Below are 24,926 nucleotides of genomic sequence, written 5' to 3'. Positions count from 1 at the left end.
ATATGGGTAAATTATGTAAGTTATATGGAAAAAAGCAACTTTCGTCTTATCATTCAAGTATCTTACGTTTTAAGACACGTTTAATAAGAACGTGATCGTTTCTTAATATTTCTGCTGTAACTATATATTCCCCCGCAATCCAACCGCCACGCGGGGCTTTTTTACCAGCGAAATTAAATTGAACCGCTTTCCTACGTTCAAGTGGATCATATGTATTTGTGATGATTTCACCTTTTTCATTTGAAAGTGTTATACGAACCTGATCTCCTGCATTGAGGTTGATCGCGCGAACATATCCAACCAATGCGGCGGTTTTACGTGAAGGCGTAAAGTTCTGGAATGTTTTGTTGTCGATATCATTTACTGTGATCGGCCCATCTGCAAAACCAAGATTGATAATTTGGGTGGGTTGATAAGCCAGTCTCTCTTGTAAATCTTCTGCCCACAGATTGCCTATTGGCAGTTCTCCGCACTGAACCGTTTTATTCGGGTTTAAGAAAGGATCAACTTTTTTGCCATTGTGGCGTACAGACAGATGCACATGCGGGAATTGTGTTTGGCCTGACAATCCTACCTGCCCTAATACGTCGCCAACTTCTATGGATTGGCCTTTTTTAACTGTCACACTACCTTGTTTCAGATGGCAATATTGGGTTTCCCAACCATCGGCGTGTTTTAAAACCAAACCGTTGCCGCATTCCTTGCCTTTGATTGCTGCGCGATCTTCTGGTGTTTTTAGGATTTTATCTACGACAGTATTGCGTGTTCCTTGTACGCGCCCGCTGGCCGATGCGATTACATTTACGCCGTCTTCCATGTCTTGAATGGTTAATAATCTAAAGTCAGTTCCTTTGTGGCCATCATAACTGGCTGTACCACAACCAAAATCACGTACATTCTTGCTGTCGTCCAAATCCATATATTGTTGGATAAAGCAAGTTTTTCCTAATTCGCAATCTATTGGGAGTTGCAGAACAGGTGGTTCTGCCATTGCTGGTAGTGATGTCAGAGACAAACAAAAGAATATACGAAAAAACATAATTACCTCTTTAACTTGAACCTGAAATCTATTTAGTTTCTCGCAATCTACAAGCGAAAGAATCCGTACCATGTCATTAGAGAAAGTTCTTGTCCATATTGATGCCGATCAAGACGCCGCTTTAGCGCGTTTGATTGACTTGCTGAAAATCGAAAGCATATCCACAGACCCCGCTTATGCAGGTGAATGTGATAAAGCGGCTGATTGGCTGGTAGATGATCTGAAATCAATCGGCTTTGACGCATCTAAACGCCCTACTCCTGGTCACCCGATGGTTATGGCGCATGGCGATCAAACAGATGGTACGCATGTGCTATTTTATGGGCATTATGATGTTCAACCTGTTGATCCGTTGGAATTGTGGAATGCAGCACCGTTTGATGCAAAGATTGAGGATACACCAAATGGCCCTGTGATACGTGGCCGTGGATCGTCTGATGACAAAGGTCAGTTGATGACATTTGTTGAAGCCTGTCGTGCTTGGAAAACAGTGACTGGTTCATTACCCACAAAAATTTCGATCTTCTTTGAAGGTGAAGAGGAAAGCAGTTCACCATCTCTTGTGCCTTATATGAATGAGAACAAGGATGAGTTGCAAGCGGATGTCGCCTTGATCTGTGACACAGGTATGGTTGAACCCAATACACCTTCTATCGTGACAATGTTGCGTGGGATGGTGAAGGCAGAGTTTACGATTACTGGACCAAGCAAAGATTTACACAGTGGTATGTATGGTGGTCCGTCTATCAACCCGCTGCGCGTGATGAGCCAAGCTTTGGGGGCTTTGCATGATGAAACAGGCCGCGTAACGTTAGAAGGGTTTTATGACGGTGTGCCTGAATTGCCTGCAAATGTTGCGGAACAATGGAATAACCTTGATTTCGACGGCGATAAGTTCCTGAACGAAGTTGGGTTGTCTAAACCAGCTGGTGAAGATGGGCGCAGTGTTTTGGAAATGTTGTGGTCACGTCCAACAGCCGAGATTAACGGCATGTGGGGTGGATATACAGGCGAAGGGTTTAAAACTGTTTTGCCATCAGAGGCCAATGCAAAGGTCAGTTTTCGTTTGGTTGGGCAACAGGATCCTGATCAGGTTGAAGCGGCCTTTAAAAAACATATCGAAAGTCATCTGCCAGAGGATTGTACAGTGACCTATCATTCTACAAGTGGGGATAGTGCATCCAACATGGCGATTGATCACCCAGCGTTTGAAAAAGCACGTAATGCATTGTCGAACGAATGGGCGAACGAAGGTGTGTTTGTGGGCTGTGGTGGCTCGATACCTATCGCAGGACATTTCCAAGATATAGTCGGTCTAGAAACCATGCTTATCGGCTTTGCTCAAGATGATGACAGTATCCATTCGCCGAATGAGAAATACGACCTTCGCAGTTTCCACAAAGGTATCCGCAGCTGGGCACGTATTTTGGATGCACTGAGCCAAACCGAGTGAAAGGCATGATATGATCGAGGGGCGTTGTCACTGTGGTAGGGTTCGTTTTCACGTGAGCGATACAATTGAAACGGCGCTAGAATGTAATTGTTCTATATGCATTCGCTTGGGCACTATATGGGGCTACTCTCTTATTGAAAATGTCACAATAAAAAGTCCACCTGATGGAACTATTGCATACAGCAGAGATCAGAAAAATATTGCATTCCACAGTTGTAAAAATTGCGGATGTACAACGCATTGGGAACATCTTAAGCCTAAAGCTGACAGCAAAATGGCCTTTAATCTGAGGTTATCAGATCCGGCGATATTAAACTCGATAAGAATTCGTCGCTTTGATGGCGCAGATACTTGGTCATTTATAGGCGAATAACAGATATTTTACACTTAAGGCATTTGCTTGAATTAGGTTGAAAGCCGCTTTTGGGCTGACCAAAGTAATGCACGCGAATAAAGAATGTGAAAACCGAGCAATGCGGAGAATAGAAACCCCATCTCGGTTTTTCCAGTTTTTGCGTTGGTTGTGTTGGCGACCGCTGAGCCAAAATACAACCGCGCGCCCTGCTCGTTCTTATCAACATGTAACCATGATGATGTGCGCCCCGCGTTCAGGAATATTTGCTTCTGTGTGCGTTCAACAAGCTTCCATGCAGCGAAACGATCTGATTGATTTGCGGCTAATGCTATAACGTCTCGATCTGTTGAGGGATATGAAGCGAGTTTTAAGAGTAATCGTTCCAATTTAAACAAAGGTGTTGTGTAGAATGCGGTTATATAATCTTCCAAATTAACTTGTTTGGGAACATCAACGCAAAAACAATCGACATATGCGCCAGTATCTTTCCCATATTGGGAAAGTAAGCTTTCATCGGGTAAATCGCATTTCAATATTGCAGTCATATCTAAGCCACCTCGATAATGTCCAATATCAAAAGCTTTGTCTTTTCTAAGGTTTTGGTAAATCACCCAAATTGTCGCTCTTTCATTACGTTACGTCACCTTGAAGATTTCTTGAATAGTGAGAATAGTCAGATATCTAGGTATCAGCCTTGGGGAAGCAGGCCCATTCAGTGAGTGTATACTTTAGGCGGTAAGTGTGTTTTCGAACCATAGTGTGATGGTTGTGTTGCTTAGTCAGTTCTGGGTCTGCTTATTTAATCAGCCACGCGCGATGACCGCCCACCACGGCGTTTTGATTTCGCAGACTTCTGACCTTCTTTTATCACATCTGTCATCGGATGATCTGGGTTGTCTGTTTCGTATTCCGTCAGCAATTGGTTCAAGAAATCTTGCATATTTCCAACAGGTGTATTCATCGCCCAATCTAAGAATATCATGCGACACTCCTCTAGTGTCACACCTTCGATGCGGTACGCCTCATAGATCATACCGCGTGGGTCGATTTCTAGATTTCCTTTGAAGACAGCCATGTCACCCTCGAAATACTTATTTCTATGACAAATACTGCAAAATCACCTGCTCTGCATCCCTTGTTTTCGACATCATAGCTGCTTCTAACGTCGCATTGTCGTCATATCCGGTCACTGACAGGATATGATCTAACCCTGCTTGGCTTAATGTATTCACATCAAAACTGCCTGTTACCAACAAACGGCTGATGTGTTGAACCTGCGATAATAAGCTGTGGGTCTCAATCAGGGTTAATGCATCATCAGATGGTAATACACCTGCCTCTGCGGCCAAAACCAATTGACCCTTGGGATCATTCTCCACGATATTCCCGATCAATGCACAGGCTTGTGCCAAGAGTTCTATATCCAGCAAACCGCCTTTGACCTCTTTGACTTCCCATATGCTTTTGTCTTTGGATTTTGTTTCACCTAATTTTTTGCGCATATCTGCGACATCAGCCAAAACTTTTGTACGGTCATGATCTGATTGAACGATGCTTTCGCGGATATCAGCGACTTGTTTTATAACGGCTTCAGAGCCGGCAACAACAGAGGCACGCGTGAGTGCCAGATGTTCCCATGTCCAAGCTTCATTGCGTTGATAGTTCTCAAACCCTTTTACACTTGTCGCAACGGGCCCTTTACGGCCTGAGGGACGCAAACGCATATCAACTTCGTATAACTTTCCTTCCCCTGTTGGGGATGTCAGGGCTGTGACTAAAGCCTGTGTTAGTCGAGCATAATATTGGGCGGGTGCTAACGGACGTTTGCCATCAGAGCTGTCTTGATTGGCTGGGTCATAAATAACAATCAAATCTAGATCAGATGTTGCAGTCATTTCACAAGAACCAAGTTTACCCATTGCTAATATGGCTAAGCCACCGCCATCAATAACACCGTGTTTGCGGGCAAAATCACGTTCAACATAGGGTAATAGTCCAGCCAAACAGGCTTGTGCCAATTCGGAATAGGCTTGGGACGCTTCAAAGGCATCTGCGATGTTGCGCAGTTGTAGCACACCTATGCGGAAATGATGTTCCTTAAACCAACGCCGTGCCATATTCAGTTGATCTTCGTAATCCGTTAAGTCTGTGAGGGTTTTATGAAAATCAATAATCAAAGCTTCTTTATTTGGCAAAGGTTCGAAAAATGTCCCTGCGATAACGGCATCTAATACGCTTGAATTTCTTGCCAGATAAGTTGCTAATGATGGGGCTGTGCTGACAACGTCTAATACTAAGTCCAGAATTTTTGGGTTGCTGTCGAATAAGGAAAACAACTGCACTCCTGTGGGCAGTCCGCTGATGAACGTTTCGAAATCACGCAAAGCCTCTTGGGGGTGTTTAGAATTTGAAAGGCCTTGTGAAATACGCGGTTTAAGACGTTCAAATATATCGACAGCACGTGGGCTGCGGAATGCAGGTAAGCTTTGCCATTGCGTGAAGCTTTCTTCGAAATCGTCAATAGTATAGGCTTGTTTTTGATCAGGGGCAAAGAACTCTTCGATGATATTATGAACGGTTTGTAGGTCACTTTGAATATCATCAAACACCGTTTTCGTATCCTCTGATCCACATAAGCGCGCGAAACGATCCATATCGTCGGATGACGTTGGCAGGTCATGCGTTTGAATGTCGCCGATCATTTGAATGCGGTGTTCGTGTGTACGGTGCTTACGATAAGCGTCTTGTAATGTGTCACAGATGGGCTGTTCTATCCATTTGCTGTTGACCAAGTCTTGCAATGAAATCAAGGTCCCCCGGTCGCGTAATTTATTATCGCGACCCCCTGCTATCATTTGGCGGGTTTGGGCGAAAAATTCGATCTCGCGAATACCGCCCCTGCCCAACTTCATATTATGACCTGCGATTGTGATTTCTGAATGAAGTTTTTTATGCGCGCGTATGCGCAATCGCATATCATGTGCGTCTTCAATAGCTGCAAAATCCAAGTGTTTTCGCCAAATGAAAGGTTTTAAATCCTTTAAAAACTGTTCCCCTGCCGCAATATCACCCGCACAACTGCGGGCTTTGATGAATGCAGCGCGCTCCCATGTGCGACCTTCGGTTTCATAATATTGCATCGCGGCTGTTGTGGACACGCAAACGGGTGTTACAGATGGATTTGGGCGTAAGCGAAGATCGGTACGGAACACATACCCATCACGTGTGACATCCGATAGAATTTTACACATACGTTGAATAATCTTGATCAAATGTGGGCGCAGTTCACCGATATCGTCATCCGCATATCGTGCGTCATCAAAGAAACAGATCAAATCGATGTCAGAGGAATAGTTTAACTCAAATGCTCCCATTTTACCCATGGCGAGCACGAATATACCTGCACAGCTTTCTGGATCATTGGTTTGTGGAATTTTACCACGCTCAATGTCTGCCGCGACAAGTGTTTTAAGCGTTATATGAACAGCGTAATCAGCAAACAGCGTTAAAGCTTTTGTCACGTCTTCCAACGGCCAAACGCCGCTGAGGTCAGAAAGCGCGGTTAAAAGTGCTATGCGCCGTTTGGCTTGGCGTAAGCTGGTTTCTAAATTCTTTGGGTCGATACCATCTAAACACGTTTGAAATACATCCCAAGGATTGCGATCCCACAGTGTATGAATCCATTCATGTTCTTTGGCGATAAGGCCACGTAAATACGGGCTGGATCCTGCTGTTCCAAGTATTAGATCATAAATATGACCAGAGGATAGATTAAGCGCTGCCACCGTTTCACGGGCACGCTCAAGATCGTAGGGTAATGGGGTGGTCGTAATGTGGTCTTGAAATATCATATCTCTTTGTGGGCAGAAGGTAAGCGAGGGTCAAGCATCTGATTGATTTGCTTGTATTGCATTCATCACTGAAAGAGCACTGCGTAGCCCTGGGTTCTCGTGTCCCTCTCCCAATTGTTTCATTGCATGATCACAGGCTGCCACTTGAGCATTACGAGTGCTTTCATCGTTTAGGATATCTAAGACAGATTTTGCTACGGCATCAGGTGTACACTTATTAAACAACAATTCAGGCACGACATAGCTGTCTGTGATGATGTTGATCAGGTTTGCACGATCAGTCTGTGCCAAACGTTTTACTGCACGTTCTGTCATCCAACTGGCGCGATAAGCAATCACCATTGGGCAACGTTGTTTTGCTAAATCCAAGGCAATTGTGCCAGATGTGGCAATGGCAAGTTGGCTGGCGGTATAAACAGCGCGTTTGCGTTGCTCTGCAATAACTGGGTCAAACTCAGATGGATCTAATATTGTGATCGGTAAATCAGTGTTTTCAAGCTGTTCTTGGATAAGATTTAATACTGGACGCGCCGCTGGTAAGATAAACTTTACGTCTGGATGCTGTTTTAGAATGTCGATAATCGCTTCTTTATATATTGGTAAAAGCCGATTAATCTCGGATTTACGTGATCCAGGTAAAATACTGATAATATCATCAGATGGTGATAGATTTAAATCAGTTAAGACTTGTTTGACTTCCTCTTTTGTAGGGCGTTCTTCGTTCACCGCTGGGTGCCCCACAAAATCGCAAGTCATGCCTTCATGTTCCATATACATTGGCTCGAATGGTAAAAGTGCCAGTACATGATCAACGGTTTTTGCCATCTTAGCAGCGCGCTCAGGGCGCCACGCCCAAACAGAAGGTGCAACATAATGAATGCTGTATTGATTTGGTTTTGCCAAACGCAATTTTTTACCAACACGCAGACAAAAATCCGGGCTATCGATAGTGATAAACACATCTGCATCCATCATGATAGCGGCATCTGTTGTTTGTTTGATCCGTTTTTTAAGCTTTGGAATGGCTGGAATTACTTCTAATAAACCCATGATAGACAGGTCTGACATGGGGAAAAGAGATTGCAATCCAGCCGCTTGCATCATTTCGCCGCCAACACCTTGGAATTCTATTGCGCCGTCTGTAAGGCTTTGAAGCCCTTTCATTAGATTACCACCAAGTTTGTCGCCTGATGGCTCCCCAGCAATGATGAAGACTTTCAAAGGGCGCACCATTTGGATTACCCTTCGACTTCAAAACAGTGAATGAAAAGGCCATGTTTATTGGCAATCTCTACTGTTTCTTCGGGGTCTAAAATCAAAACGGATTGCGCTTGAACAGCAACGCCGCTTAATCTTGCTGTTGCAGCTTTTTCAATGGTTTGCGGACCTATAGTTGGTAGATCTATACGCCAGTCTTGCCCAGCTTTGGGCGCTTTTAACAAGACCCCCTGACCTGCTTTATCATCGGGTCGGTAATTGTCAGATGTTTGCGCTACAAAATCCAACATGGCATCAGTACCTTGAATGGATTCCAGTCCTAAACATAGGCCTTGTGCTACAACAGCTCCTTGTCCAACGTCAGCATTACCCAAATGCGCTGTGATTTCTTGTGCGCGTTTCAGGTCGTTTAGATCATCTTCGGATGGTTTGGCCTTTGTTATTGTCCCGCTTGGCGCCAATAGATCGCTTAACAGTTCATGGGCACCGATAATATTCAAGCCTTCACCTTCGAATACGGCTTTTACAGCATCCAAAGTTGCACCATCACCCATTTTAAGTTTCGGCAGTAATTTTGCTGCCAAAGAAACCATTTTCATATCAAATTTCAATGGGTTAATGCGCGGTCTTAAGATGTACCCTGCGAACACAATTTCGGTACAGCCAGCTTTATGTAGTGATTTAAATAAATTACCGGGCTTTTCAAAAACCCCCTCGATCAATGGCTGATCTGTGCGCCACTCTGGTTGGTAACCGTTAAAGCATACCAAAACCACCTTACGGCCCATCTTTGTCGCAGCATTTGCCAAAAGCTCAGGTAATCGCCCTGTTCCAGCGACGATTGCTAATGCTTGCGACCCCATAAACTTTAAACCTTACTTGCAGTACATATGTGGCGGTTCGTATCAGATGTCATAAATTCTACCATATCAGCGACCAATGTACTGTCAGGATATGTTTGCAGTGCAGCTAGGGCACGTTCACGCAGAACACCCTGTTGGCCATGGAACACATCTTTATAGGCGGCACGCAAAGCGTTTATTTCATCTTTGGAATGTCCGCGACGTTTTAAACCAATCAGGTTTAATGCATCTAGTTTAGCGCGATTGCCTGAAACGGTGCCATATGGGATAACATCCTCTACCACAGCAGCGAATGCAGCCAACATTGCACCCGAACCTATACGGCAAAATTGATGGATGCCAGAATGTGCACCCATAACTATATTATCACCAGCAATAACGTGACCAGCGATACCAACGTAGTTTGCGAGTACATTGTTATTGCCAATGATACAGTCATGGCCAACATGAGTGTGCATCATTAATAGATTATTATCGCCAATTTTGGTTAGACCACCGCCACCTTCAGTACCTGGGCTAATTGTTGCCCCTTCCCGAATGCGGTTTTTTTTACCGATTTCTAATTTGGTGCGTTCTCCTGCAAATTTTAAATCTTGCGGGATATGACCAACTGATGCGAAAGGAAATACTGTGCTGTCATCACCAATATCTGTCCAACCAGCGATAACTGCATGGGACTTTAATTCAACATTTGCGCCTAAAGTAACTTCAGGGCCAACAACAGCATAGGGTCCGATCTTACAGTCTGCACCGACAGTAGCACCCTCTTCTATAATTGCTGTTGGGTGTATATCTGCAGTCGTATGAACCGTCATTTTAGGCCTCTTCTGGTGGTACCATCATTGCAGCAAACTCGGCTGACGTAACGACTTTATCATCCACGATACCTTCGCCATAAAACTTCCAAATCTTACTGCTTCCACGAAGAACTTTCACATGAAGTTCAAGTACATCGCCAGGTCCGACTTTATGGCGGAATTTACATTTATCAATAGTCATAAAGTAAACCAATGTTTCACTATCTTGCATACCCATCGATTTGCTTACTAAGACCGCAGCAGTTTGTGCCATCGCTTCAACAATTGTCACACCCGGCATGACTGGCATACTTGGGAAATGGCCTTGAAAATGTGGCTCATTGTATGTCACATTTTTAATGCCAACAGCGCTTTCGCGTAAGACAACATCTCGGACTTTGTCGATTAACAGAAATGGGTATCTATGTGGAATTAGGCGTTTAATTTCCTGAATGTCGACGGTAGTAGAAGTATCTTCGCTCATGCGTATTGTCCCTGCTGTTTATCTATCTTGAGTAACAATCAAATGATTGCTAATCAAGCAGATTGCTTATCATTCTTGTGATGCTGGTGAAGAACTAAGGCTAGTATTAATTCGTTCAATTGCCTCATCGGTGATATCACCGTCTGAAGTAGAAATGAAAATAGCTTGATTATTCAGTATAAATTTAATTCCACGCTCTTGCATCAAATCTATGATAATAGGTTGTGCAAGTTTAAAAAAGGCTCGGCGTGCCTGAATGAGGGTTGCATTCAGTTCATTGGTCTTCAAGGCTTGTTCCGCGCGTATTTTTTCGACTTTTTCGTTAAATGTACTGGCAAGTTTACGAAATTCGACATTCGATAGCTCTTTGCGCTTTTGTGTTAAGTCGTTTTCTTCAGAAACCAATTCTTGCTCTATGCGTCTATTTTCGTCTGCTAAAGCATTGGTGTCCTTTTGAAGTTTCGCTGTGAAACTTTGTCCATACGCACTGCCATTAAACAGACGTTCTTGGTCTATAGTTGCAACGTTTGATAATTCTTCAGATGTTGGAAACGATTGAGCAAACGCCCTATAAGGCGTTTGCCCAAAAATTAGTGCAGCAAAAAATACGAATATGATGCTATATTTTTGCATATACCCTAGAAGCGCGAAGATACTGAGAAACGGAAGTTTTCTGTCTTGTCAAAGTCTTCTTTCTGCAAAGCACGGGCAAAGTCAAACCGAAGTGGGCCAAGTGGCGATTCCCAGAAAAGTGATACACCAACAGCCGTTCTGAGAGAGAAATCTGTTCCAGTAACACCTCCTGCGTTCAACGCATTTTCAAATCCCCACAATGAACCTGCATCAAAGAATAGACCACCATGAACACCAAACTCTTCTGGGGCCCCTAATGGAAAGCTTGCTTCAACACGCGCGGAAACAAATCTATCGCCACCAAGAGATTGATCTGCGATTGTGTCACGTGGGCCAACACCCAATATCTCAAAGCCACGCAAACTATCGCCACCAAGTGAAAAACGTTCCGTTATAAGTGTTGGATCTGACGATGCAATAAAACCACCTTGAACTTCTGCTGAAACAATAACTTCTTCGTTAAAAAACGACTTAAAGATTTTTGCTTCTGCTTGTGTACGCGCAAAAGACCTATCACCAGTCAATCCAGCCAATTCTTGTGTAACTGAAAAATTGTAGCCAGATGTTGGCTCAATGACTGAATTTCGTTTGTCTAAGCTATAAGTCGCTCCAATTAAACCAGTTGATGTTGTATCGAAATCACTCAGAAGCGCTTGTGATGTAATTGTGGCATCAGTTAAATTCCCTGTGCCTTCAATTTTGTCGTTTGAAAATGTTGTGAATAAACGCAAACGGCCATTCTCGCTTACAGGAAATGTAATGCTTGGGCTGAAAGAGATTGAGGTTGTTTCAAATGCATTTTCATCACGTTCAGTTGTGCCAAATCCAAAATCCAATCCAAGCGCAATATCGCGCCCTAAAAATTGAGGTTCTTGGAACTCAATTTGAAAACGGCTATCTTCTGATGCAGCAATAATGGATGCACCAATACGTTGCCCTCGACCCAAGAAGTTACGTTCATTAATGTTAACAGACACACCCAAGCCATTATCTGTACTCGCCGTAATACCAAAGCCAAATGACCCAGTTGGTTTTTCTACAACATCTACGTCAACAATAACCTGTTCCGGACTAGACCCTTCACGCGTTTGAACATCTACGCTTTCAAAGAAATTTGTTGCACGTACCCGTGTTGTACCATTACGGATTTCACGACGGTTAAATGGATCCCCTTCAACCGTTCTAAACTTACCACGGATAACTCTGTCAAGAGTTGTAGAGTTACCTTCGATATCAATTCTCTCAACAAACCGTCGAGCGCCACGTTGAATCTCAATCTCGATGTCTAATGTGCGTGTATCATCGTTACGTGTAATACGCGGAATAGATTGAACGAAATTTTTGCCTTCAGAAGCGGCTTGGAAATCAATGCGCTCAAGAACATTGTCCACTTGATCTGGTATATAAGTCGAACCTTTTTTCAGTGTATTTAGCTTCTGATAATCGGCCTCATCAATATCATCTTCTAGACTAATGATAGTCACGTCACCAAAGCTATATTTCTGACCTTCTTTAATTTTTAAAGCCACTTGGAACGAGTTCCGTTGTTTTGCAAATTCAGCAGTTGTGGATTCAACTTCAAAATCAATATAGCCACGCTTTTCGTAGAAAGCACGCAGACGCTGTATATCTACAGCGATACGATCTTCTACAAATGTGTCACCTTTAACAATACCTCTAAACAGGCCAGCTTGTTTAGAGGCAATAACACGTCTTAAACGGCGATCTGAATATTTTCTGTTACCAAGAAATGTAATACGCCCAACATCGGAAATACCGCCTTCTTTAACTTCAAATACCAAATCAACACGATTATCTGAACGACGGATGATCTTTGGATTTACACTAGCAGATAAACGCCCAGTTACTGTGTACGCTTGGGCAATAGCCTGTGCATCCGCTTCGGCAAGACGCGGTGAAAATGCGCGGCGTGATTTCGATTCAACGAGTTGTATCAGAGCATCATCTTTAAGACGTTTATTGCCTTCAATACGAATTAAGTTAATCGTTGGGTGTTCTACGACTTCAATAACCAAGCGGCCGCGTTCTGGGTTTACATCAACAGTTTCAAACAGACCAGAATCTACTAAATTTTGTACAGCACCATTAATTTGTCCAGGTGTAACACGCACACCAGGTGTAATCCCTGAAATAGAGCGAATAGTATCCGATGAGATACGTTCGTTTCCTGCAACATCAATTCTGCTAAATGTAGCGGAGGCTTGCGCATGCACCATAAACAAGTTTGGTGCAACTGAAGCAGTCATAAAACTTAGACCGACAGCTAATGCTGTAGACTTTAGTGTTGTTTTTAGGGTTGGTTTGTTCGTAACGAATTTCATAGATTAACTCTTATCTGCATTGTCCGCGATTTTTTGCGGTATATCATGGCTCATTGTGTTTAACCATCATAATTTATGCCCTTAATTATAGTCTCATTATATCATTAAATGTTGCGAACAACATCAGTGAGAGAAGCATCGTTAGACCCATTGTCATAACGACTTGAATTGCCTTAGGGCTTGGGGGGCGACGCACAACTGCTTCATAAAGATATAAAACTAGATGTCCGCCATCTAAAACAGGTATTGGTAGCAAATTCAAAAAGCCAATTGCTGTGGAAATAAAACCGATTAAAGAGATAAATGCTAACAGTCCAGATGCGGCTTGGTGGCCAGACACTTGAGCAATACCAAGAGGCCCTTGTAGGTTTTCGGCCCCCACTTTTCCTGTAATTATCAAATAAATACTATCAATAGAGCTTGAAATCACAAAATATGTACGTGAAATACCAGCCATTACCGCATCAAACGCTGGTACAGATTCCACTACTGCATGAAAAGGTAAAGCAGAACTTACACCAATCATCATTCGTTTTTCGAATTGAGCTTCGCCAACTTGGATATCTCTAAATTCTGGTGTGATAGACAGTTCAATTTCAGTACCGTTACGCCATACATTTAGGGCGATACTTTCTGATTTTGAGTCTTTAATGATCTCCACCAAACGTGAGAATGATGTAATTGCGATATTATCTGCGGATAAAATTACGTCACCCTGCTCTAACCCAGCTTTACTTGCCGGAGATACTGGTAAGACATTACCAACCAAGGCTGGCGATAGAGACGGTCCTGGAATGATGAGATCTTTCCCGTTTCGTATCACAGCGTATTCTAAAGACGGTTCGTCATTGAATTGTGTATATAAGTTATAAATATCGGCGAATTCACTAATCCCTATTCTATTGATCGAAAGGATTTCATCGCCTTCTTCAAGCTGAGACAGTGATGATGGTAAGTTAGCTACTTTGCCAACAATTGGTGCATTTGACGCTGTACCAATATAGAAAGCAAGGCCTGTGAAGATAACGGCCGATAGAATAAAGTTTGCTGCAGGACCTGCAAAAACAGTTAACGCACGCTTATATAGTTTTGCGCCATTTAAAGTTTTATGCTGTAGTGTTGCATCTACTTTAGATGTCTTCAAACTACTTCCATCTGAATCACCTAGAAAACGAACATACCCACCCAAAGGAAGGGCCGCTAATTGCCATTTGGTGCCGTGTTTATCATAGCGTGATACGATAACTGGGCCAAAGCCCAAAGAGAACACTTCTGCATGAATTCCGCACCATCGACCGACGATGTAGTGACCATATTCATGGATAGCAACGACAATGCTAAGAACAATTACAAATGGAACGATTGTTGTTAAAAGTGGACCTACAACGGGGATATAATTAAGAAAATCAAACATTAGTTATTTAGTACATCCTGCAAGTTCATTCACATAGCTTCTAGCCCATGTATCAGCTTTGGTAATTTTGTCCATTGAATCTGCACTGAAACTGTTCATTTCCGTAGCGGAGTGTACGGTTTTTGCAACCAAATCCGCCATATCAAGGAAACCAATTTGTGCATCTAAAAATAAATCGAGCGTTTGTTCTTTAGCAGCATTGAATACAGCACCTGATAATCCCCCCATTTTCATAACGTCATGTGCGATATGAATAGCTGGGAAACGTTTTGTATCTGCCTGTTGAAAATCAAGTTGAGATAATTGGGAAAAATCCAAACGTTTAACGCCCGCATCTTTGCGGTCAGGCCAATACAATGCATAACCAATCGCACTGCACATGTCTGGATGTCCCATTTGCGCCATTATAGAACCGTCGTTAAATCCAACCATGCTGTGAATAATGGATTGTGGATGAATAACGGCTTCTATTTGATCTGACTTTACATCAAATAGTTCTTTTGTTTCAATGATTTCCATCGCCTTGTTAAACATAGATGCGCTGTCAATTGAAATGCGTTTTCCCATAGACCAATTGGGATGATCTGCTGCTTGTTCCGGTGTTACTTTTGCCATTTCAGCAAGTGGTGTATTTAAAAATGGTCCACCTGATGCTGTTAATATGATGCGTTCTACGTTGCGAATATTTTCACCAACAAGAGATTGAAAAATTGCAGAATGTTCACTGTCTACTGGCAAAAGTCGACAACCAGATTGTTTGCAGGTATCTTTTAGCAATACCCCACCGCAAACAAGGCTTTCTTTATTCGCTAATGCCAATGTTTTACTATGCTTAGCGATTGCTAGGCTCAGTTCCAGACCTGCAAACCCCACCACGGCTGACATAGCCCAATCAACAGTTTGTGAAGCAGCATCAATTAAAGCTTCACGCCCCGCTTGCACAGATATAGACGTTCCTTTGAGTAGGTCTTTGAGTTCATCTAAAAGCGTCATCTCAGATGTAATCGCTATGTCTGCATCTAAGGTCTTGGCTATTTCAGCAAGCTTTTTTATGTTCTTACCACCGCTTACAGCAATCACATTAAAATTTGCTTGGTCACCTTTTATTATCTTTACTGTATTTTGACCAACAGATCCTGTGGCCCCAAAAATAGAAATGCGACGCATCAATAAACACCTAAGAGGCCAGCTAGACCTAGTAAGAAACATACCCCTAATACGCCGTCAAAACGATCTAACAGGCCACCATGACCAGGTATAAGGTTGCTGCTATCTTTCACCCCTGCGCGACGTTTCACAGCGGATTCAAGCAAATCACCTGCTTGTGCTGCGATGGCGACCAAAATGGATGCAGGAACCAATACCCATGGTTGCGCCGTAAATATAACAATACATAAACCAACAATGGCAGCTAATGCCCAACCGCCTATTGTACCTGACCATGTCTTTTTAGGGCTAATACGCACCCAAAGTTTTGGGCCGCCAAAGATTTTGCCTGCAAAGTATCCACCAACATCACTGGCAATAATACAAAGGAGTAGCCAGATTGTTAAAACAAACCCTTGTTCAATTCTAAATGTGCCAAGATCTGTCGTTGCCGCCATAAAGACCAACAGACCTAAAAAGACAGTAAAGCGCGTTTTTTCAACGTGTAAGCCAGAAATTAATAAGCATGGAGCCAATTTAAGGACTGTTAATGCCGTTGGAGATATACCTATTGGAAAAAAGGATATGTATACAACTGCAGCAACAAACGCGCCTGACAATATAGGTAGCCATTTGCGTGTATCGTGCATTTGGCTGAGTTCCCAAGCCATAAGCCCCGCTAAAACGATCAATAGGTATTGGAAAGCTAGACCACCCTGCCAAAGGGTAAAACCTGCGATAGCCAGCATAACGATTGCGGATATTGTCCGCGTTGTTAAATCAGAGAAGTCCGCTTTTGCACTCATTTCCCGATCACAGACCCAAAGCGGCGTTCACGACTGCGAAATTCTGCAAGCGTTTGTTCATAGATTGCGACTGTGAAATCTGGCCAAGATTCTTCGACAAATGCGTATTCAGCATATGCCGATTGCCAAGGAAGAAAATTAGATGTGCGATATTCGCCAGATGTACGGATTACCAAATCAGGGTCTGGCGTGCCTGCTGTATCTAAGTATTGATTGATTGTGTCTTCTGTTATCTCTTCTGGTGCAATATCACCAGCTTGAACAGCAGTTGCCATTTTCTGAGATGCACGTACCAATTCATCACGCCCCCCGTAATTTAGCGCGATATTCAGCTCTAATGTCGTGTTATGCGCTGTTTGTTCTTCGATCCAGTCGATTAGTTTACGCAGTTTTGGGTCCAGTGGCTCACGGCAGCCGATGAACTTCATGCGTACACCTTCTGCTAACATATCGGCAGATTCCGCTAAAATATAACGACGAAAGATACGCATCAAGCCTGACACTTCTTTTTCAGACCGTTTCCAATTTTCAGTGGAGAATGCATAAAGTGTAAGATGTTTTACACCAAATGTCTTAGATGCTTTTACGATCTTTTTAACCATGCGTGCACCGCGCATATGGCCATCAAGCCGCTCTAAACCACGCTTTACAGCCCAGCGTCCATTGCCATCCATTATGATAGCAACATGTTGTAAGTCTCTTTGAATGGATTGTGTCACAGCATATATCCCTATTGGGACTCCAGTTAAACCTGCATAATCTCTGCTTGTTTGGTTTCCAATATAGCATCTAGAGCTGCAATAGCATTATCTGTCAGGGTTTGAATTTCATCAGACCATATTTTTTGGTCATCTTCCCCCATACCATCAGCTTTGGCTTTCTTGATTTGATCCATGCCGTCACGGCGGACATTACGCACAGAAACTTTTGCATTTTCTGCATACTGTCCTGCAAGTTTTGACAACTCTGTACGGCGCTCTTCGTTTAATTCTGGAATTGGCAAGCGCAGTGTTGTGCCATCGACAACTGGGTTCATGCCTAAACCGCTATCACGGATTGCTTTTTCAACAGCCCCAACAAGACCCTTATCCCAAACAGTCACCGTAATCATGCGCGGTTCAGGAACATTTACTGTTCCACATTGGTTAAGCGGCATTGACGATCCGTAAGCGTCGACCATAACGGGTTCAAGAATAGATGCTGATGCACGACCTGTGCGCAAGCTGGCGAATTCTACTTTTAGTGCGCTCATTGCACCGTCCATACGGCGTTCAATGTCATTAAGATCAATTTCAATATCAGACATCACTGTCTCCCCATTCATGCTCTAAGTGGTTCAACCCACTGTCGTATAAGTTCCTTGCCCACGCAAGATACCAGCCAAACCACCTGGTGTGTCCAACGAGAATACGATAATTGGTAGATTGTTGTCACGTGCTAATGCAATTGCTGACGCATCCATTACTTTAAGGTTCTTTTGTAGAACTTCATCATATGACACGGCATCATAACGCACGGCATCTTCGTTTGTCTTAGGGTCTTTATTGTAAATTCCGTCTACTTGTGTGCCTTTGAAGATAGCTTCGCAATTCATTTCTGATGCACGCAATGTAGCTGCTGTATCTGTTGTAAAATACGGGTTACCTGTACCTGCTGCAAAAATACAAACACGCTTCTTTTCTAAGTGGCGCACAGCGCGACGTCGAATATAGGGTTCACAAACTTGATCCATCGGGATCGCAGAAATCACACGTGTATGAACATTTAAGGCTTCCAAAGCCCCCTGCATCGCAAGCGCGTTCATGACTGTCGCTAACATCCCCATATAATCGGCAGTTGTTCGTTCCATACCTTGCGCTGACCCTTGAAGGCCACGGAAAATATTACCACCACCGATTACAAGACAAACTTCAACGCCCAAATCGTGAAGATTTTTCACTTCACCAGCAATACGTTCAACTGTTGGAGGATTAAGACCAAATCCTTGGTCGCCCATCAGGGCTTCGCCAGAAATCTTTAAAAGAACCCGCTTATACGTTGGTTTTTCGCCAGGTTGCGACCCATCGGACATAATCGACTCCTTTAAATTATCGTTGCTGCAAATAATCGGAAATAGTGCATTGTTGCAATGACAAAGTGGTACTGTATACGCTAAATATCGCTTAGAAACCAATAAAGAGCTGAATGTGACTGCCCTTCTTTCAGATACAAAGCCAATTTTAATCGCAGGTCCTACGGCCTCTGGTAAATCATCACTGGCTATAAATATTGCACAGCATGTAAATGGTGCGATCATAAATGCAGATGCTTTACAAGTTTATGAAGGTTGGTCCATTTTATCTGCACGACCGCCACAAGAAGATTTAGATCAATGTCCGCATTACATGTACGGGCATGTAGCCATGGACCATGCCTATTCCGCTGGAGAATGGTTGCGGGATGTACAAGAACAGATAAATGCCTGTTTGAAACGTGGCGAACGACCGATCATTGTTGGCGGAACTGGACTTTATTTTTCGGCCCTCACTCAAGGTTTGGCGCATATTCCAGAGGTGCCTGAAACAATACGAGCCGAAGCAAATCAAATGGTATTGGATCATGGGAGAAATGTATTTTCTGGTATTTTGGAAAAGGATGATCCTGAAACCTATGCCCGCATCGATACACAAAACCCTGCGCGCACGCAGCGTGCTTGGGAAGTTTTGAAGGCTACTGGTATAAGTTTATCGGAATGGCAAGATCAAACAGATGCTCCGTTTTTGCCCGAAGGCAATATGCATTTATTTTCATTAACCAGTGATACAGATTGGCTAAATGAGCGTATTGATCGCCGCTTTGATATTATGTTGGATTTAGGTGCGTTAGAGGAATGTCAAACCGCATTGAGCGCTGGTTGGTGGGATGAAAATCAACCGTCGTGCAAAGCAATCGGCGCAAAAGAGCTTATTTCCTACCTTCAAGGTAACATGGGTTTGACCGAGGCGGTTGAAGCTGCAAAGTTACAAAGTAGGCGATACGCGAAACGACAGCGTACGTGGTTTCGTGGACGTATGAAAAGTTGGAAAAAATTGCACTTATCAGACAGTAGCTTTGATTTACAGCAAATTTTATAAGCAAAATATTGCTAAAAACATACGTTTAAGTTTAGTGTGTCTTTGAGGGGTAAGACGAATCGGATATTTGGCTGTTTAGCCAAAGATATATAGGACTACTGTATTTTGACGCATTCTCATCTTATGCAAAGTAAGCAAACTGTTTTTGTCAGCGCGCTTGCTCCAAGCATTCGTAACTTCCTACCAGAGTTGCGTATGGACGGACAAAACGGCATGCATAAAATTCTTTGGATATCCAAAGGCAATGCCCGGATTATGATCGACGGTGTTACCAAAGGCGTTGGGCCCAATACATTCATCTATGTTCCTTGTAATATACCACATGTGTTTGAAGTGGGTTCAAATACATATGGTTCGTTTATCTCAATATATCCAAATTCGAATTTAAATATGCCAAGGCATTCGTTCGTATTCCCAGTTCTGAATATTATGAAACAGTCGGAAGTTACCAAATACATCGATAGTATTGTGAGTGAAGCAACGTCAGATACTGAAGGGCGTTTTCCTGCAATGGAATCTTATGTGAATCTTTTGATTGTTCATATTTTGCGCTTAACGGGTGATCAAATCGAAAAGGTAAAGGAAAACGCATCGCAAAAATTAATGCGCCGTTTTTCTAGAATTTTAGAACGGCAATATAATACTGGACGATCGTTAAGTGAATATGCCGAAGCGCTTGGGGTGACAACAACGCATCTGTCGCGTGTATCACGGGCTTTGAATCACAAATCTGCAGGCCAAATCATTCAAGACCGTGTATTAAGTGAAGCAATGCAACTCTTATTACATAGCAACTTGAAGGTTCAGGATATTTCAAAAAGCCTTGGCTTCAGTTCCCCTGCTTACTTTACACGGCTATTTAATTCTAAATTGAACCAGACGCCTAAAGATTATCGTAAGTCACGCGCGCGCGGTCCAGAAGAAACCCAACGCATTCGTGCCAGAGGGTTATAACACCCGATAATTTTGCACCGCTTCCCGAACCTCCATATTATGCGGTGATCTTTACAAACTAACGTAAGGATTTTGATGCAGGTTACGCAGCTATGTCTGATAAGATGGTTGAAATGGCTGCACTCCAACCTGGGGTATATTGGTGTTGAGGGTACACGTGATAATGTTGGTTTCGGGATTACTGTCAGTTATTGGAAAGATGAGGCGCAAAAAGTAGTATGGTTATTATATAACGCGCATTGCTAAGGTAGAGCACCAATACGATGGCCCTTTAGGGCGTTAATTTCCGTCTTTATAAGTACCGATATCGGCTGAACCATCTTTGGAGATAAAGCGGATTGCTGTGCCATCAGTATTTCTTTCGACATCATAACAAACCCAAGTGACAGCTGGCGGCCAAACTGAACAATATTGGTTCTCTTCAACATCCCATTTACCATGAGTTGGTCTTTGAGACGCATAATATGTATCGCCATTTTCATAGAACACTTGTATTGCGCCACTATATTGTAAGGTTCTATTACTTAAAGCTGTTTCTATTTCATTATTTGAGAGTTTTAACCAAGTGTCAGCAGATGCAAGACTGCCAATGAATGTAAATATAATGATCAAACGTAGCATATAAGCCCCCTGTCCTTGCGTCTTATGTCGCATCAGTTTAAGAGGCACGCGATACTCCTACAATCACAAAAAGGTCCTGCCATGATCCCTCGTTATTCCCGCCCTGAAATGGTCGCTATTTTCTCGCCAGAAAGCAAATTCCGTATCTGGTATGAAATCGAGGCGCACGCCTGTGATGCGATGGCTGATTTGGGTGTTATACCACGCGAAAACGCTGAAGCGGTTTGGAAAGCAAAGGATGTAGAATTTGATGTAGCGCGTATCGATGAAATCGAAGCTGTTACAAAACACGATGTGATTGCATTTTTAACGCATTTGGCGGAACACGTTGGCAGCGATGAAGCCCGCTTTGTTCATCAAGGTATGACATCATCAGACGTATTGGATACATGTTTCAACGTTCAATTGGTGAAAGCATCTGACATCCTGATCAAAGGTATGGAAGATTTATTGGAAGCTCTTAAGCGCCGCGCTATTGAGCATAAAATGACAGTACGCATTGGGCGTTCGCATGGTATTCATGCAGAACCAACGACAATGGGTCTGACATTTGCACGTTTTTATGCGGAGATGGATCGCAACCTGAACCGTCTGAAAAAAGCACGCATGGAAATTGCGACAGGTGCAATTTCTGGTGCGGTTGGCACATTCGCAAACATCGACCCTGCTGTTGAAGAGCATGTATGTGCGAAATTGGGTCTGGAGCCAGAACCAATCAGCACGCAGGTTATTCCACGTGACCGTCATGCTGCATTCTTTGCTGCATTGGGTGTGGTTGGATCATCCATCGAAAATATCGCAGTGGAAATTCGTCACATGCAGCGTACAGAAGTTTTGGAAGCGGAAGAGTTTTTCAGCAAAGGTCAAAAAGGTTCGTCTGCGATGCCACACAAACGTAACCCTGTTCTATCAGAGAACTTGACTGGTTTAGCGCGTTTGGTGCGTATGGCAGTTGTGCCTGCGATGGAGAATGTAGCGCTTTGGCATGAGCGCGATATTTCGCATTCATCCGTAGAGCGTAACATTGGTCCAGATACTTGTGTGACTTTGGACTTTGCTTTGGCACGTTTGACGGGTTTGGTTGATAAGTTGGTGATCTATCCCGACAACATGCTGGCGAATATGAATAAGTTCCGTGGTTTGGTTATGTCTCAACGTGTTTTGCTGGCTTTGACACAAGCAGGCGTAAGCCGTGAAGACAGTTATAAGCTGGTTCAACGGAATGCGATGAAGGTTTGGGAGGAAGGTAAGGACTTTAAGACCGAGCTTTTGGCAGACGAAGATGTATTGAAAGCATTAAGCGCTGAAGAGATCGAAGAAAAGTTCGATCTTGGCTATCACACCAAACATGTTGATACGATTTTCAAGCGCGTTTTCGGATAATCCATAACTAATATTCAATATAACAGAATTGTGACTACCTAAAAGTTAGTCTATTTTCAAAAAGAGTGATTATTGTCACTCTTTTTTTTGTTACCTTACGTCATGTTGTCGTTACTTTGAATAAAATTTTTAGAGTTCGGTCGATGTAACGGAAGAAGTGAAATACTTCGCGGTGTTGATGTCTTACGTGGATAATTTCGGTCCAGCAGGAATGCGTGTACTGTTTATGTCGATCTTTTCGTTTTTTATGAGTATGAAGGCCTCAGTTTTACTGGGGCCTTTTTATTAAAGTTCGTTCATGATTTCTATTTTTGCAGCTGCCATAAGCTTAGACATTTTTGCCCGCAAATCATCATGATTAACATGACCATCTAAATCACTAGCTAATTTACGAAATATATCTTCATCACCCGGCTCTTCTAAATTAGTGCTAACGATACTGGCAGCATAGGTTTGAACATCCACACCAGTCTTACCCAATAACTTAGCGGCCCACTGCCCTAATAGCTTATTGCGTCTTGCCTCTGCCTTGAACTGCATTTCTGCATCATGTGCGAACTTTGCTTCAAATGCATGTTCGCGTTCATCAAATGTTGTCAATTTAGCCTCCTGTAAAATTCCTTTATCTTAAATATGTGGTGTCATGTTTACCCATTACAAGACCACATAGGAATGGCCTTGCTGGTCGGCAAGGGACAGCTTATAGAGTGCATACGGTAAGGGGCTATGTGAGTCCCCCACCCCATATATGGAGACCCCGATGGCCAAGGGCGCAAAAATATACGAAGGCAAAGCCAAAACGCTTTACGAAGGTCCAGAGCCTGGGACAATCATTCAATACTTCAAAGATGACGCGACTGCATTCAACGCAGAGAAAAAAGACGTTATTGATGGCAAAGGTGCGCTGAACAACCGTTTTTCTGAACACTTTATGCAAGGTTTGGAAAGCATTGGTCTGCCGACACATTTTATCAAACGTTTGAATATGCGCGAACAATTGGTCAAACGGGTAGACATCGTTCCACTAGAAGTGATCGTTCGTAATGTTGCTGCTGGCAGCATGTCAAAACGTTTGGGGATTGAAGAAGGCACAAAGCTGAACCGCCCATTGGTCGAGTTCAGCTATAAAGACGATAGCCTTGGTGATCCGTTGGTTGCTGAGGAACATATCCTTGCTTTGGAGTGGGCGACACAGCGCGAATTGGATGAAATGATTTCAATGGCATTGCGCGTGAATGATTTTCTATCTGGCACAATGCATGCTGTTGGCATCAAATTAGTCGATTTCAAGATTGAAATTGGCCGTTTGACTGAAAATGATTACCAGCAATTGGTGATCGCAGATGAAATCAGCCCAGACAGCTGTCGTTTATGGGATATCGAGACTGGTCAAAAACTAGATAAAGACGTGTTCCGTCGTGATTTGGGCAATCTAACAGATGCCTATTCCGAAGTTGCACGCCGTTTGGGATTGCTCCCAAAAAACACAACCACACCTAAACTTGTAAAATAAGAGGCAAGACCAATGAAAGCACGCATACATGTGACCCTAAAAAATGGTGTTCTAGATCCTCAAGGGGCGGCCGTGCGCCACTCATTGGGTGCTTTAGGCTTTGATGGTGTTGAAAAAGTACGCCAAGGTAAAATCATCGAAATGGAGTTGACTGAAACGGATGCTGGCAAAGCAGAAGAACAAGTCAAAGCGATGTGTGAAAAGCTTTTGGCAAATACAGTGATCGAAGACTACGCAGTGGAAATCCTATAATGCGCGCAGCAGTTATCCAATTCCCCGGCTCTAACTGTGACCGCGACCTTGCTGTCGCTTTTGACAAAGTGTCTGGTCACAATAAACAAACACAAATGGTTTGGCACAAAGAAAGCAGCCTACCACAAGGTTTGGATGTGATTGGTATTCCAGGCGGGTTTTCCTTTGGTGATTACCTGCGCTGCGGTGCGATTGCAGCGCGTTCGCCGATTATGCGTTCTGTTGTCGATTTTGCCAATAAAGGTGGATATGTGGTTGGCATTTGTAACGGTTTTCAGGTTTTAACTGAAAGCGGTTTGTTGCCAGGTGTTTTGATGCGCAATGCGCAGCTTAAATTCGTCTGTAAGGATGTTTCCTTAAAAGTTGAAACAACAGATTCAATATTCACAAATGAGCATAAGAAAGGTGACATAGTTACCTATCCTGTAGCACATCATGAGGGTAATTATACGGCTGATGCAGAAACGTTAAAAACGTTGCATGGCGAAGATCGTGTTGCCTACACATATACGAACAATCCAAACGGTGCTATGGATGATATCGCGGGTATTCTTTCAGAAAACCGTCGTGTGTTGGGAATGATGCCACATCCAGAACGTCTGAATGATCCTGAATTGGGTGGTGTTGATGGCTCTAAGCTTTTTGAAAGCGTCGCAGGATCGCTTGTTTCTGCATAATGCGGTTAAAAT

Annotated in this window: 26 protein-coding genes; 8 read left to right on the top strand and 18 right to left on the bottom strand. The window is 43.2% G+C overall.

Annotated elements, in window-relative coordinates:
* Nucleotides 1-49: 49 nt before the first annotated feature.
* The gene (locus tag F9L33_RS03790) at nucleotides 50-1,039 is read right to left on the bottom strand and encodes a M23 family metallopeptidase (protein WP_193221963.1); all 990 of its coding nucleotides are present in this window, start codon (nucleotides 1,037-1,039) and stop codon (nucleotides 50-52) included.
* Between the two features lie 70 nt (nucleotides 1,040-1,109).
* Between F9L33_RS03790 and F9L33_RS03785 the strand changes: the two genes are divergently transcribed.
* Entirely contained in the window at nucleotides 1,110-2,492 is a 1,383-nt protein-coding gene (locus F9L33_RS03785; protein ID WP_152141391.1) for a M20/M25/M40 family metallo-hydrolase, read from the top strand.
* A gap of 52 nt (nucleotides 2,493-2,544) precedes the next feature.
* A complete protein-coding gene (locus tag F9L33_RS03780; protein ID WP_152141390.1) occupies nucleotides 2,545-2,865 on the top strand; it encodes a GFA family protein in 321 nt (106 codons plus the stop codon).
* Nucleotides 2,866-2,897: 32 nt separating this feature from the next.
* Here the strand turns inward: F9L33_RS03780 and F9L33_RS03775 are convergent, their stop codons facing one another.
* The 15 genes from F9L33_RS03775 to pyrH form a co-directional block, all read right to left on the bottom strand.
* Nucleotides 2,898-3,392, bottom strand: a complete 495-nt coding sequence (locus F9L33_RS03775; protein WP_152141389.1) for a hypothetical protein — start codon at nucleotides 3,390-3,392, stop codon at nucleotides 2,898-2,900.
* 254 nt (nucleotides 3,393-3,646) lie between these two features.
* Entirely contained in the window at nucleotides 3,647-3,922 is a 276-nt protein-coding gene (locus F9L33_RS03770) for a hypothetical protein (RefSeq protein ID WP_152141388.1), read from the bottom strand.
* Nucleotides 3,923-3,944: 22 nt separating this feature from the next.
* The gene (locus F9L33_RS03765; RefSeq protein WP_152141387.1) at nucleotides 3,945-6,698 is read right to left on the bottom strand and encodes a glutamine-synthetase adenylyltransferase; all 2,754 of its coding nucleotides are present in this window, start codon (nucleotides 6,696-6,698) and stop codon (nucleotides 3,945-3,947) included.
* Nucleotides 6,699-6,728: 30 nt separating this feature from the next.
* Nucleotides 6,729-7,931: a lipid-A-disaccharide synthase gene (gene lpxB / locus F9L33_RS03760; RefSeq protein WP_226803929.1), complete on the bottom strand. Its 1,203-nt coding sequence runs from the start codon at nucleotides 7,929-7,931 to the stop codon at nucleotides 6,729-6,731.
* A 5-nt stretch (nucleotides 7,932-7,936) separates the two neighbouring features.
* Complete coding sequence (locus F9L33_RS03755) at nucleotides 7,937-8,779, bottom strand: LpxI family protein (protein WP_152141386.1); 843 nt, start codon at nucleotides 8,777-8,779, stop codon at nucleotides 7,937-7,939.
* 5 nt (nucleotides 8,780-8,784) lie between these two features.
* Complete coding sequence (lpxA, locus tag F9L33_RS03750) at nucleotides 8,785-9,594, bottom strand: acyl-ACP--UDP-N-acetylglucosamine O-acyltransferase (protein ID WP_152141385.1); 810 nt, start codon at nucleotides 9,592-9,594, stop codon at nucleotides 8,785-8,787.
* A 1-nt stretch (nucleotide 9,595) separates the two neighbouring features.
* Nucleotides 9,596-10,060, bottom strand: coding sequence for a 3-hydroxyacyl-ACP dehydratase FabZ (fabZ, locus tag F9L33_RS03745; protein WP_152141384.1), 465 nt, complete (start codon nucleotides 10,058-10,060; stop codon nucleotides 9,596-9,598).
* A gap of 69 nt (nucleotides 10,061-10,129) precedes the next feature.
* Nucleotides 10,130-10,693, bottom strand: a complete 564-nt coding sequence (locus F9L33_RS03740; protein WP_152141383.1) for an OmpH family outer membrane protein — start codon at nucleotides 10,691-10,693, stop codon at nucleotides 10,130-10,132.
* Nucleotides 10,694-10,698: 5 nt separating this feature from the next.
* Entirely contained in the window at nucleotides 10,699-13,035 is a 2,337-nt protein-coding gene (gene bamA, locus F9L33_RS03735) for an outer membrane protein assembly factor BamA (RefSeq protein WP_152141382.1), read from the bottom strand.
* Nucleotides 13,036-13,120: 85 nt separating this feature from the next.
* Nucleotides 13,121-14,449 carry an RIP metalloprotease RseP gene (gene rseP, locus F9L33_RS03730; RefSeq protein ID WP_152141381.1) on the bottom strand — a complete coding sequence of 443 codons (1,329 nt, stop codon included), beginning with the start codon at nucleotides 14,447-14,449 and terminating at the stop codon, nucleotides 13,121-13,123.
* Between the two features lie 3 nt (nucleotides 14,450-14,452).
* Nucleotides 14,453-15,616: a 1-deoxy-D-xylulose-5-phosphate reductoisomerase gene (gene dxr, locus F9L33_RS03725; protein WP_152141380.1), complete on the bottom strand. Its 1,164-nt coding sequence runs from the start codon at nucleotides 15,614-15,616 to the stop codon at nucleotides 14,453-14,455.
* Entirely contained in the window at nucleotides 15,616-16,401 is a 786-nt protein-coding gene (locus tag F9L33_RS03720) for a phosphatidate cytidylyltransferase (protein ID WP_152141379.1), read from the bottom strand. The genes dxr and F9L33_RS03720 overlap by 1 nt, the downstream gene beginning before the upstream one ends.
* Entirely contained in the window at nucleotides 16,398-17,120 is a 723-nt protein-coding gene (gene uppS, locus F9L33_RS03715; RefSeq protein WP_226803927.1) for a polyprenyl diphosphate synthase, read from the bottom strand. Before uppS ends, F9L33_RS03720 begins: the two co-directional genes overlap by 4 nt.
* Before the next feature lie 26 nt (nucleotides 17,121-17,146).
* The gene (gene frr / locus F9L33_RS03710) at nucleotides 17,147-17,707 is read right to left on the bottom strand and encodes a ribosome recycling factor (RefSeq protein ID WP_193221962.1); all 561 of its coding nucleotides are present in this window, start codon (nucleotides 17,705-17,707) and stop codon (nucleotides 17,147-17,149) included.
* A 30-nt stretch (nucleotides 17,708-17,737) separates the two neighbouring features.
* On the bottom strand, nucleotides 17,738-18,472 hold the full coding sequence (pyrH, locus tag F9L33_RS03705) for a UMP kinase (RefSeq protein ID WP_152141377.1): 735 nt from the start codon (nucleotides 18,470-18,472) through the stop codon (nucleotides 17,738-17,740).
* Between the two features lie 115 nt (nucleotides 18,473-18,587).
* Here pyrH and miaA point away from each other — a divergent pair, with 115 nt between their 5' ends.
* Both miaA and F9L33_RS03695 read left to right on the top strand, forming a co-directional pair.
* The gene (miaA, locus tag F9L33_RS03700) at nucleotides 18,588-19,514 is read left to right on the top strand and encodes a tRNA (adenosine(37)-N6)-dimethylallyltransferase MiaA (RefSeq protein ID WP_152141376.1); all 927 of its coding nucleotides are present in this window, start codon (nucleotides 18,588-18,590) and stop codon (nucleotides 19,512-19,514) included.
* A gap of 105 nt (nucleotides 19,515-19,619) precedes the next feature.
* Nucleotides 19,620-20,468 (top strand): AraC family transcriptional regulator, encoded by an 849-nt coding sequence (locus F9L33_RS03695; RefSeq protein ID WP_152141375.1) that lies wholly within the window; start codon nucleotides 19,620-19,622, stop codon nucleotides 20,466-20,468.
* A gap of 279 nt (nucleotides 20,469-20,747) precedes the next feature.
* On the opposite strand, the gene F9L33_RS03690 is transcribed toward F9L33_RS03695, so the two are convergent.
* The gene (locus F9L33_RS03690) at nucleotides 20,748-21,089 is read right to left on the bottom strand and encodes a hypothetical protein (protein ID WP_152141374.1); all 342 of its coding nucleotides are present in this window, start codon (nucleotides 21,087-21,089) and stop codon (nucleotides 20,748-20,750) included.
* An 81-nt stretch (nucleotides 21,090-21,170) separates the two neighbouring features.
* Here F9L33_RS03690 and purB point away from each other — a divergent pair, with 81 nt between their 5' ends.
* Nucleotides 21,171-22,472, top strand: coding sequence for an adenylosuccinate lyase (purB, locus tag F9L33_RS03685; RefSeq protein WP_152141373.1), 1,302 nt, complete (start codon nucleotides 21,171-21,173; stop codon nucleotides 22,470-22,472).
* Nucleotides 22,473-22,757: 285 nt separating this feature from the next.
* Here the strand turns inward: purB and F9L33_RS03680 are convergent, their stop codons facing one another.
* On the bottom strand, nucleotides 22,758-23,072 hold the full coding sequence (locus F9L33_RS03680; RefSeq protein WP_152141372.1) for a DUF1476 domain-containing protein: 315 nt from the start codon (nucleotides 23,070-23,072) through the stop codon (nucleotides 22,758-22,760).
* Between the two features lie 160 nt (nucleotides 23,073-23,232).
* Here F9L33_RS03680 and purC point away from each other — a divergent pair, with 160 nt between their 5' ends.
* From purC to purQ, 3 genes are read left to right on the top strand one after another with little or no spacing between them, the layout of a single operon-like run.
* Nucleotides 23,233-23,985: a phosphoribosylaminoimidazolesuccinocarboxamide synthase gene (purC, locus tag F9L33_RS03675; RefSeq protein ID WP_152141371.1), complete on the top strand. Its 753-nt coding sequence runs from the start codon at nucleotides 23,233-23,235 to the stop codon at nucleotides 23,983-23,985.
* 12 nt (nucleotides 23,986-23,997) lie between these two features.
* The gene (gene purS / locus F9L33_RS03670; RefSeq protein ID WP_152141370.1) at nucleotides 23,998-24,237 is read left to right on the top strand and encodes a phosphoribosylformylglycinamidine synthase subunit PurS; all 240 of its coding nucleotides are present in this window, start codon (nucleotides 23,998-24,000) and stop codon (nucleotides 24,235-24,237) included.
* A complete protein-coding gene (gene purQ, locus F9L33_RS03665) occupies nucleotides 24,237-24,914 on the top strand; it encodes a phosphoribosylformylglycinamidine synthase subunit PurQ (RefSeq protein ID WP_152141369.1) in 678 nt (225 codons plus the stop codon). The genes purS and purQ overlap by 1 nt, the downstream gene beginning before the upstream one ends.
* Nucleotides 24,915-24,926: the final 12 nt, after the last annotated feature.

It is taken from the genome of Amylibacter sp. SFDW26 (genome assembly GCF_009184395.1).
Classification (GTDB): Bacteria; Pseudomonadota; Alphaproteobacteria; order Rhodobacterales; family Rhodobacteraceae; genus Amylibacter.
The sequence above is the reverse complement of the archived record's forward strand: the minus strand, read 5'-3'. Positions and strand labels throughout refer to the sequence as shown.

Coding starts and splice junctions, on each gene's coding strand:
- F9L33_RS03790 (WP_193221963.1), bottom strand. CDS start 1,039: ATGTTTTTTCGTATATTCTTTTGTTTGTCTCTGACATCACTACCAGCA.
- F9L33_RS03785 (WP_152141391.1), top strand. CDS start 1,110: ATGTCATTAGAGAAAGTTCTTGTCCATATTGATGCCGATCAAGACGCC.
- F9L33_RS03775 (WP_152141389.1), bottom strand. CDS start 3,392: ATGACTGCAATATTGAAATGCGATTTACCCGATGAAAGCTTACTTTCC.
- F9L33_RS03770 (WP_152141388.1), bottom strand. CDS start 3,922: ATGGCTGTCTTCAAAGGAAATCTAGAAATCGACCCACGCGGTATGATC.
- F9L33_RS03765 (WP_152141387.1), bottom strand. CDS start 6,698: ATGATATTTCAAGACCACATTACGACCACCCCATTACCCTACGATCTT.
- lpxB (WP_226803929.1), bottom strand. CDS start 7,931: ATGGTGCGCCCTTTGAAAGTCTTCATCATTGCTGGGGAGCCATCAGGC.
- F9L33_RS03755 (WP_152141386.1), bottom strand. CDS start 8,779: ATGGGGTCGCAAGCATTAGCAATCGTCGCTGGAACAGGGCGATTACCT.
- lpxA (WP_152141385.1), bottom strand. CDS start 9,594: ATGACGGTTCATACGACTGCAGATATACACCCAACAGCAATTATAGAA.
- fabZ (WP_152141384.1), bottom strand. CDS start 10,060: ATGAGCGAAGATACTTCTACTACCGTCGACATTCAGGAAATTAAACGC.
- F9L33_RS03740 (WP_152141383.1), bottom strand. CDS start 10,693: ATGCAAAAATATAGCATCATATTCGTATTTTTTGCTGCACTAATTTTT.
- bamA (WP_152141382.1), bottom strand. CDS start 13,035: ATGAAATTCGTTACGAACAAACCAACCCTAAAAACAACACTAAAGTCT.
- rseP (WP_152141381.1), bottom strand. CDS start 14,449: ATGTTTGATTTTCTTAATTATATCCCCGTTGTAGGTCCACTTTTAACA.
- dxr (WP_152141380.1), bottom strand. CDS start 15,616: ATGCGTCGCATTTCTATTTTTGGGGCCACAGGATCTGTTGGTCAAAAT.
- F9L33_RS03720 (WP_152141379.1), bottom strand. CDS start 16,401: ATGAGTGCAAAAGCGGACTTCTCTGATTTAACAACGCGGACAATATCC.
- frr (WP_193221962.1), bottom strand. CDS start 17,707: ATGTCTGATATTGAAATTGATCTTAATGACATTGAACGCCGTATGGAC.
- pyrH (WP_152141377.1), bottom strand. CDS start 18,472: ATGTCCGATGGGTCGCAACCTGGCGAAAAACCAACGTATAAGCGGGTT.
- F9L33_RS03690 (WP_152141374.1), bottom strand. CDS start 21,089: ATGCTACGTTTGATCATTATATTTACATTCATTGGCAGTCTTGCATCT.
- purB (WP_152141373.1), top strand. CDS start 21,171: ATGATCCCTCGTTATTCCCGCCCTGAAATGGTCGCTATTTTCTCGCCA.
- purC (WP_152141371.1), top strand. CDS start 23,233: ATGGCCAAGGGCGCAAAAATATACGAAGGCAAAGCCAAAACGCTTTAC.
- purS (WP_152141370.1), top strand. CDS start 23,998: ATGAAAGCACGCATACATGTGACCCTAAAAAATGGTGTTCTAGATCCT.
- purQ (WP_152141369.1), top strand. CDS start 24,237: ATGCGCGCAGCAGTTATCCAATTCCCCGGCTCTAACTGTGACCGCGAC.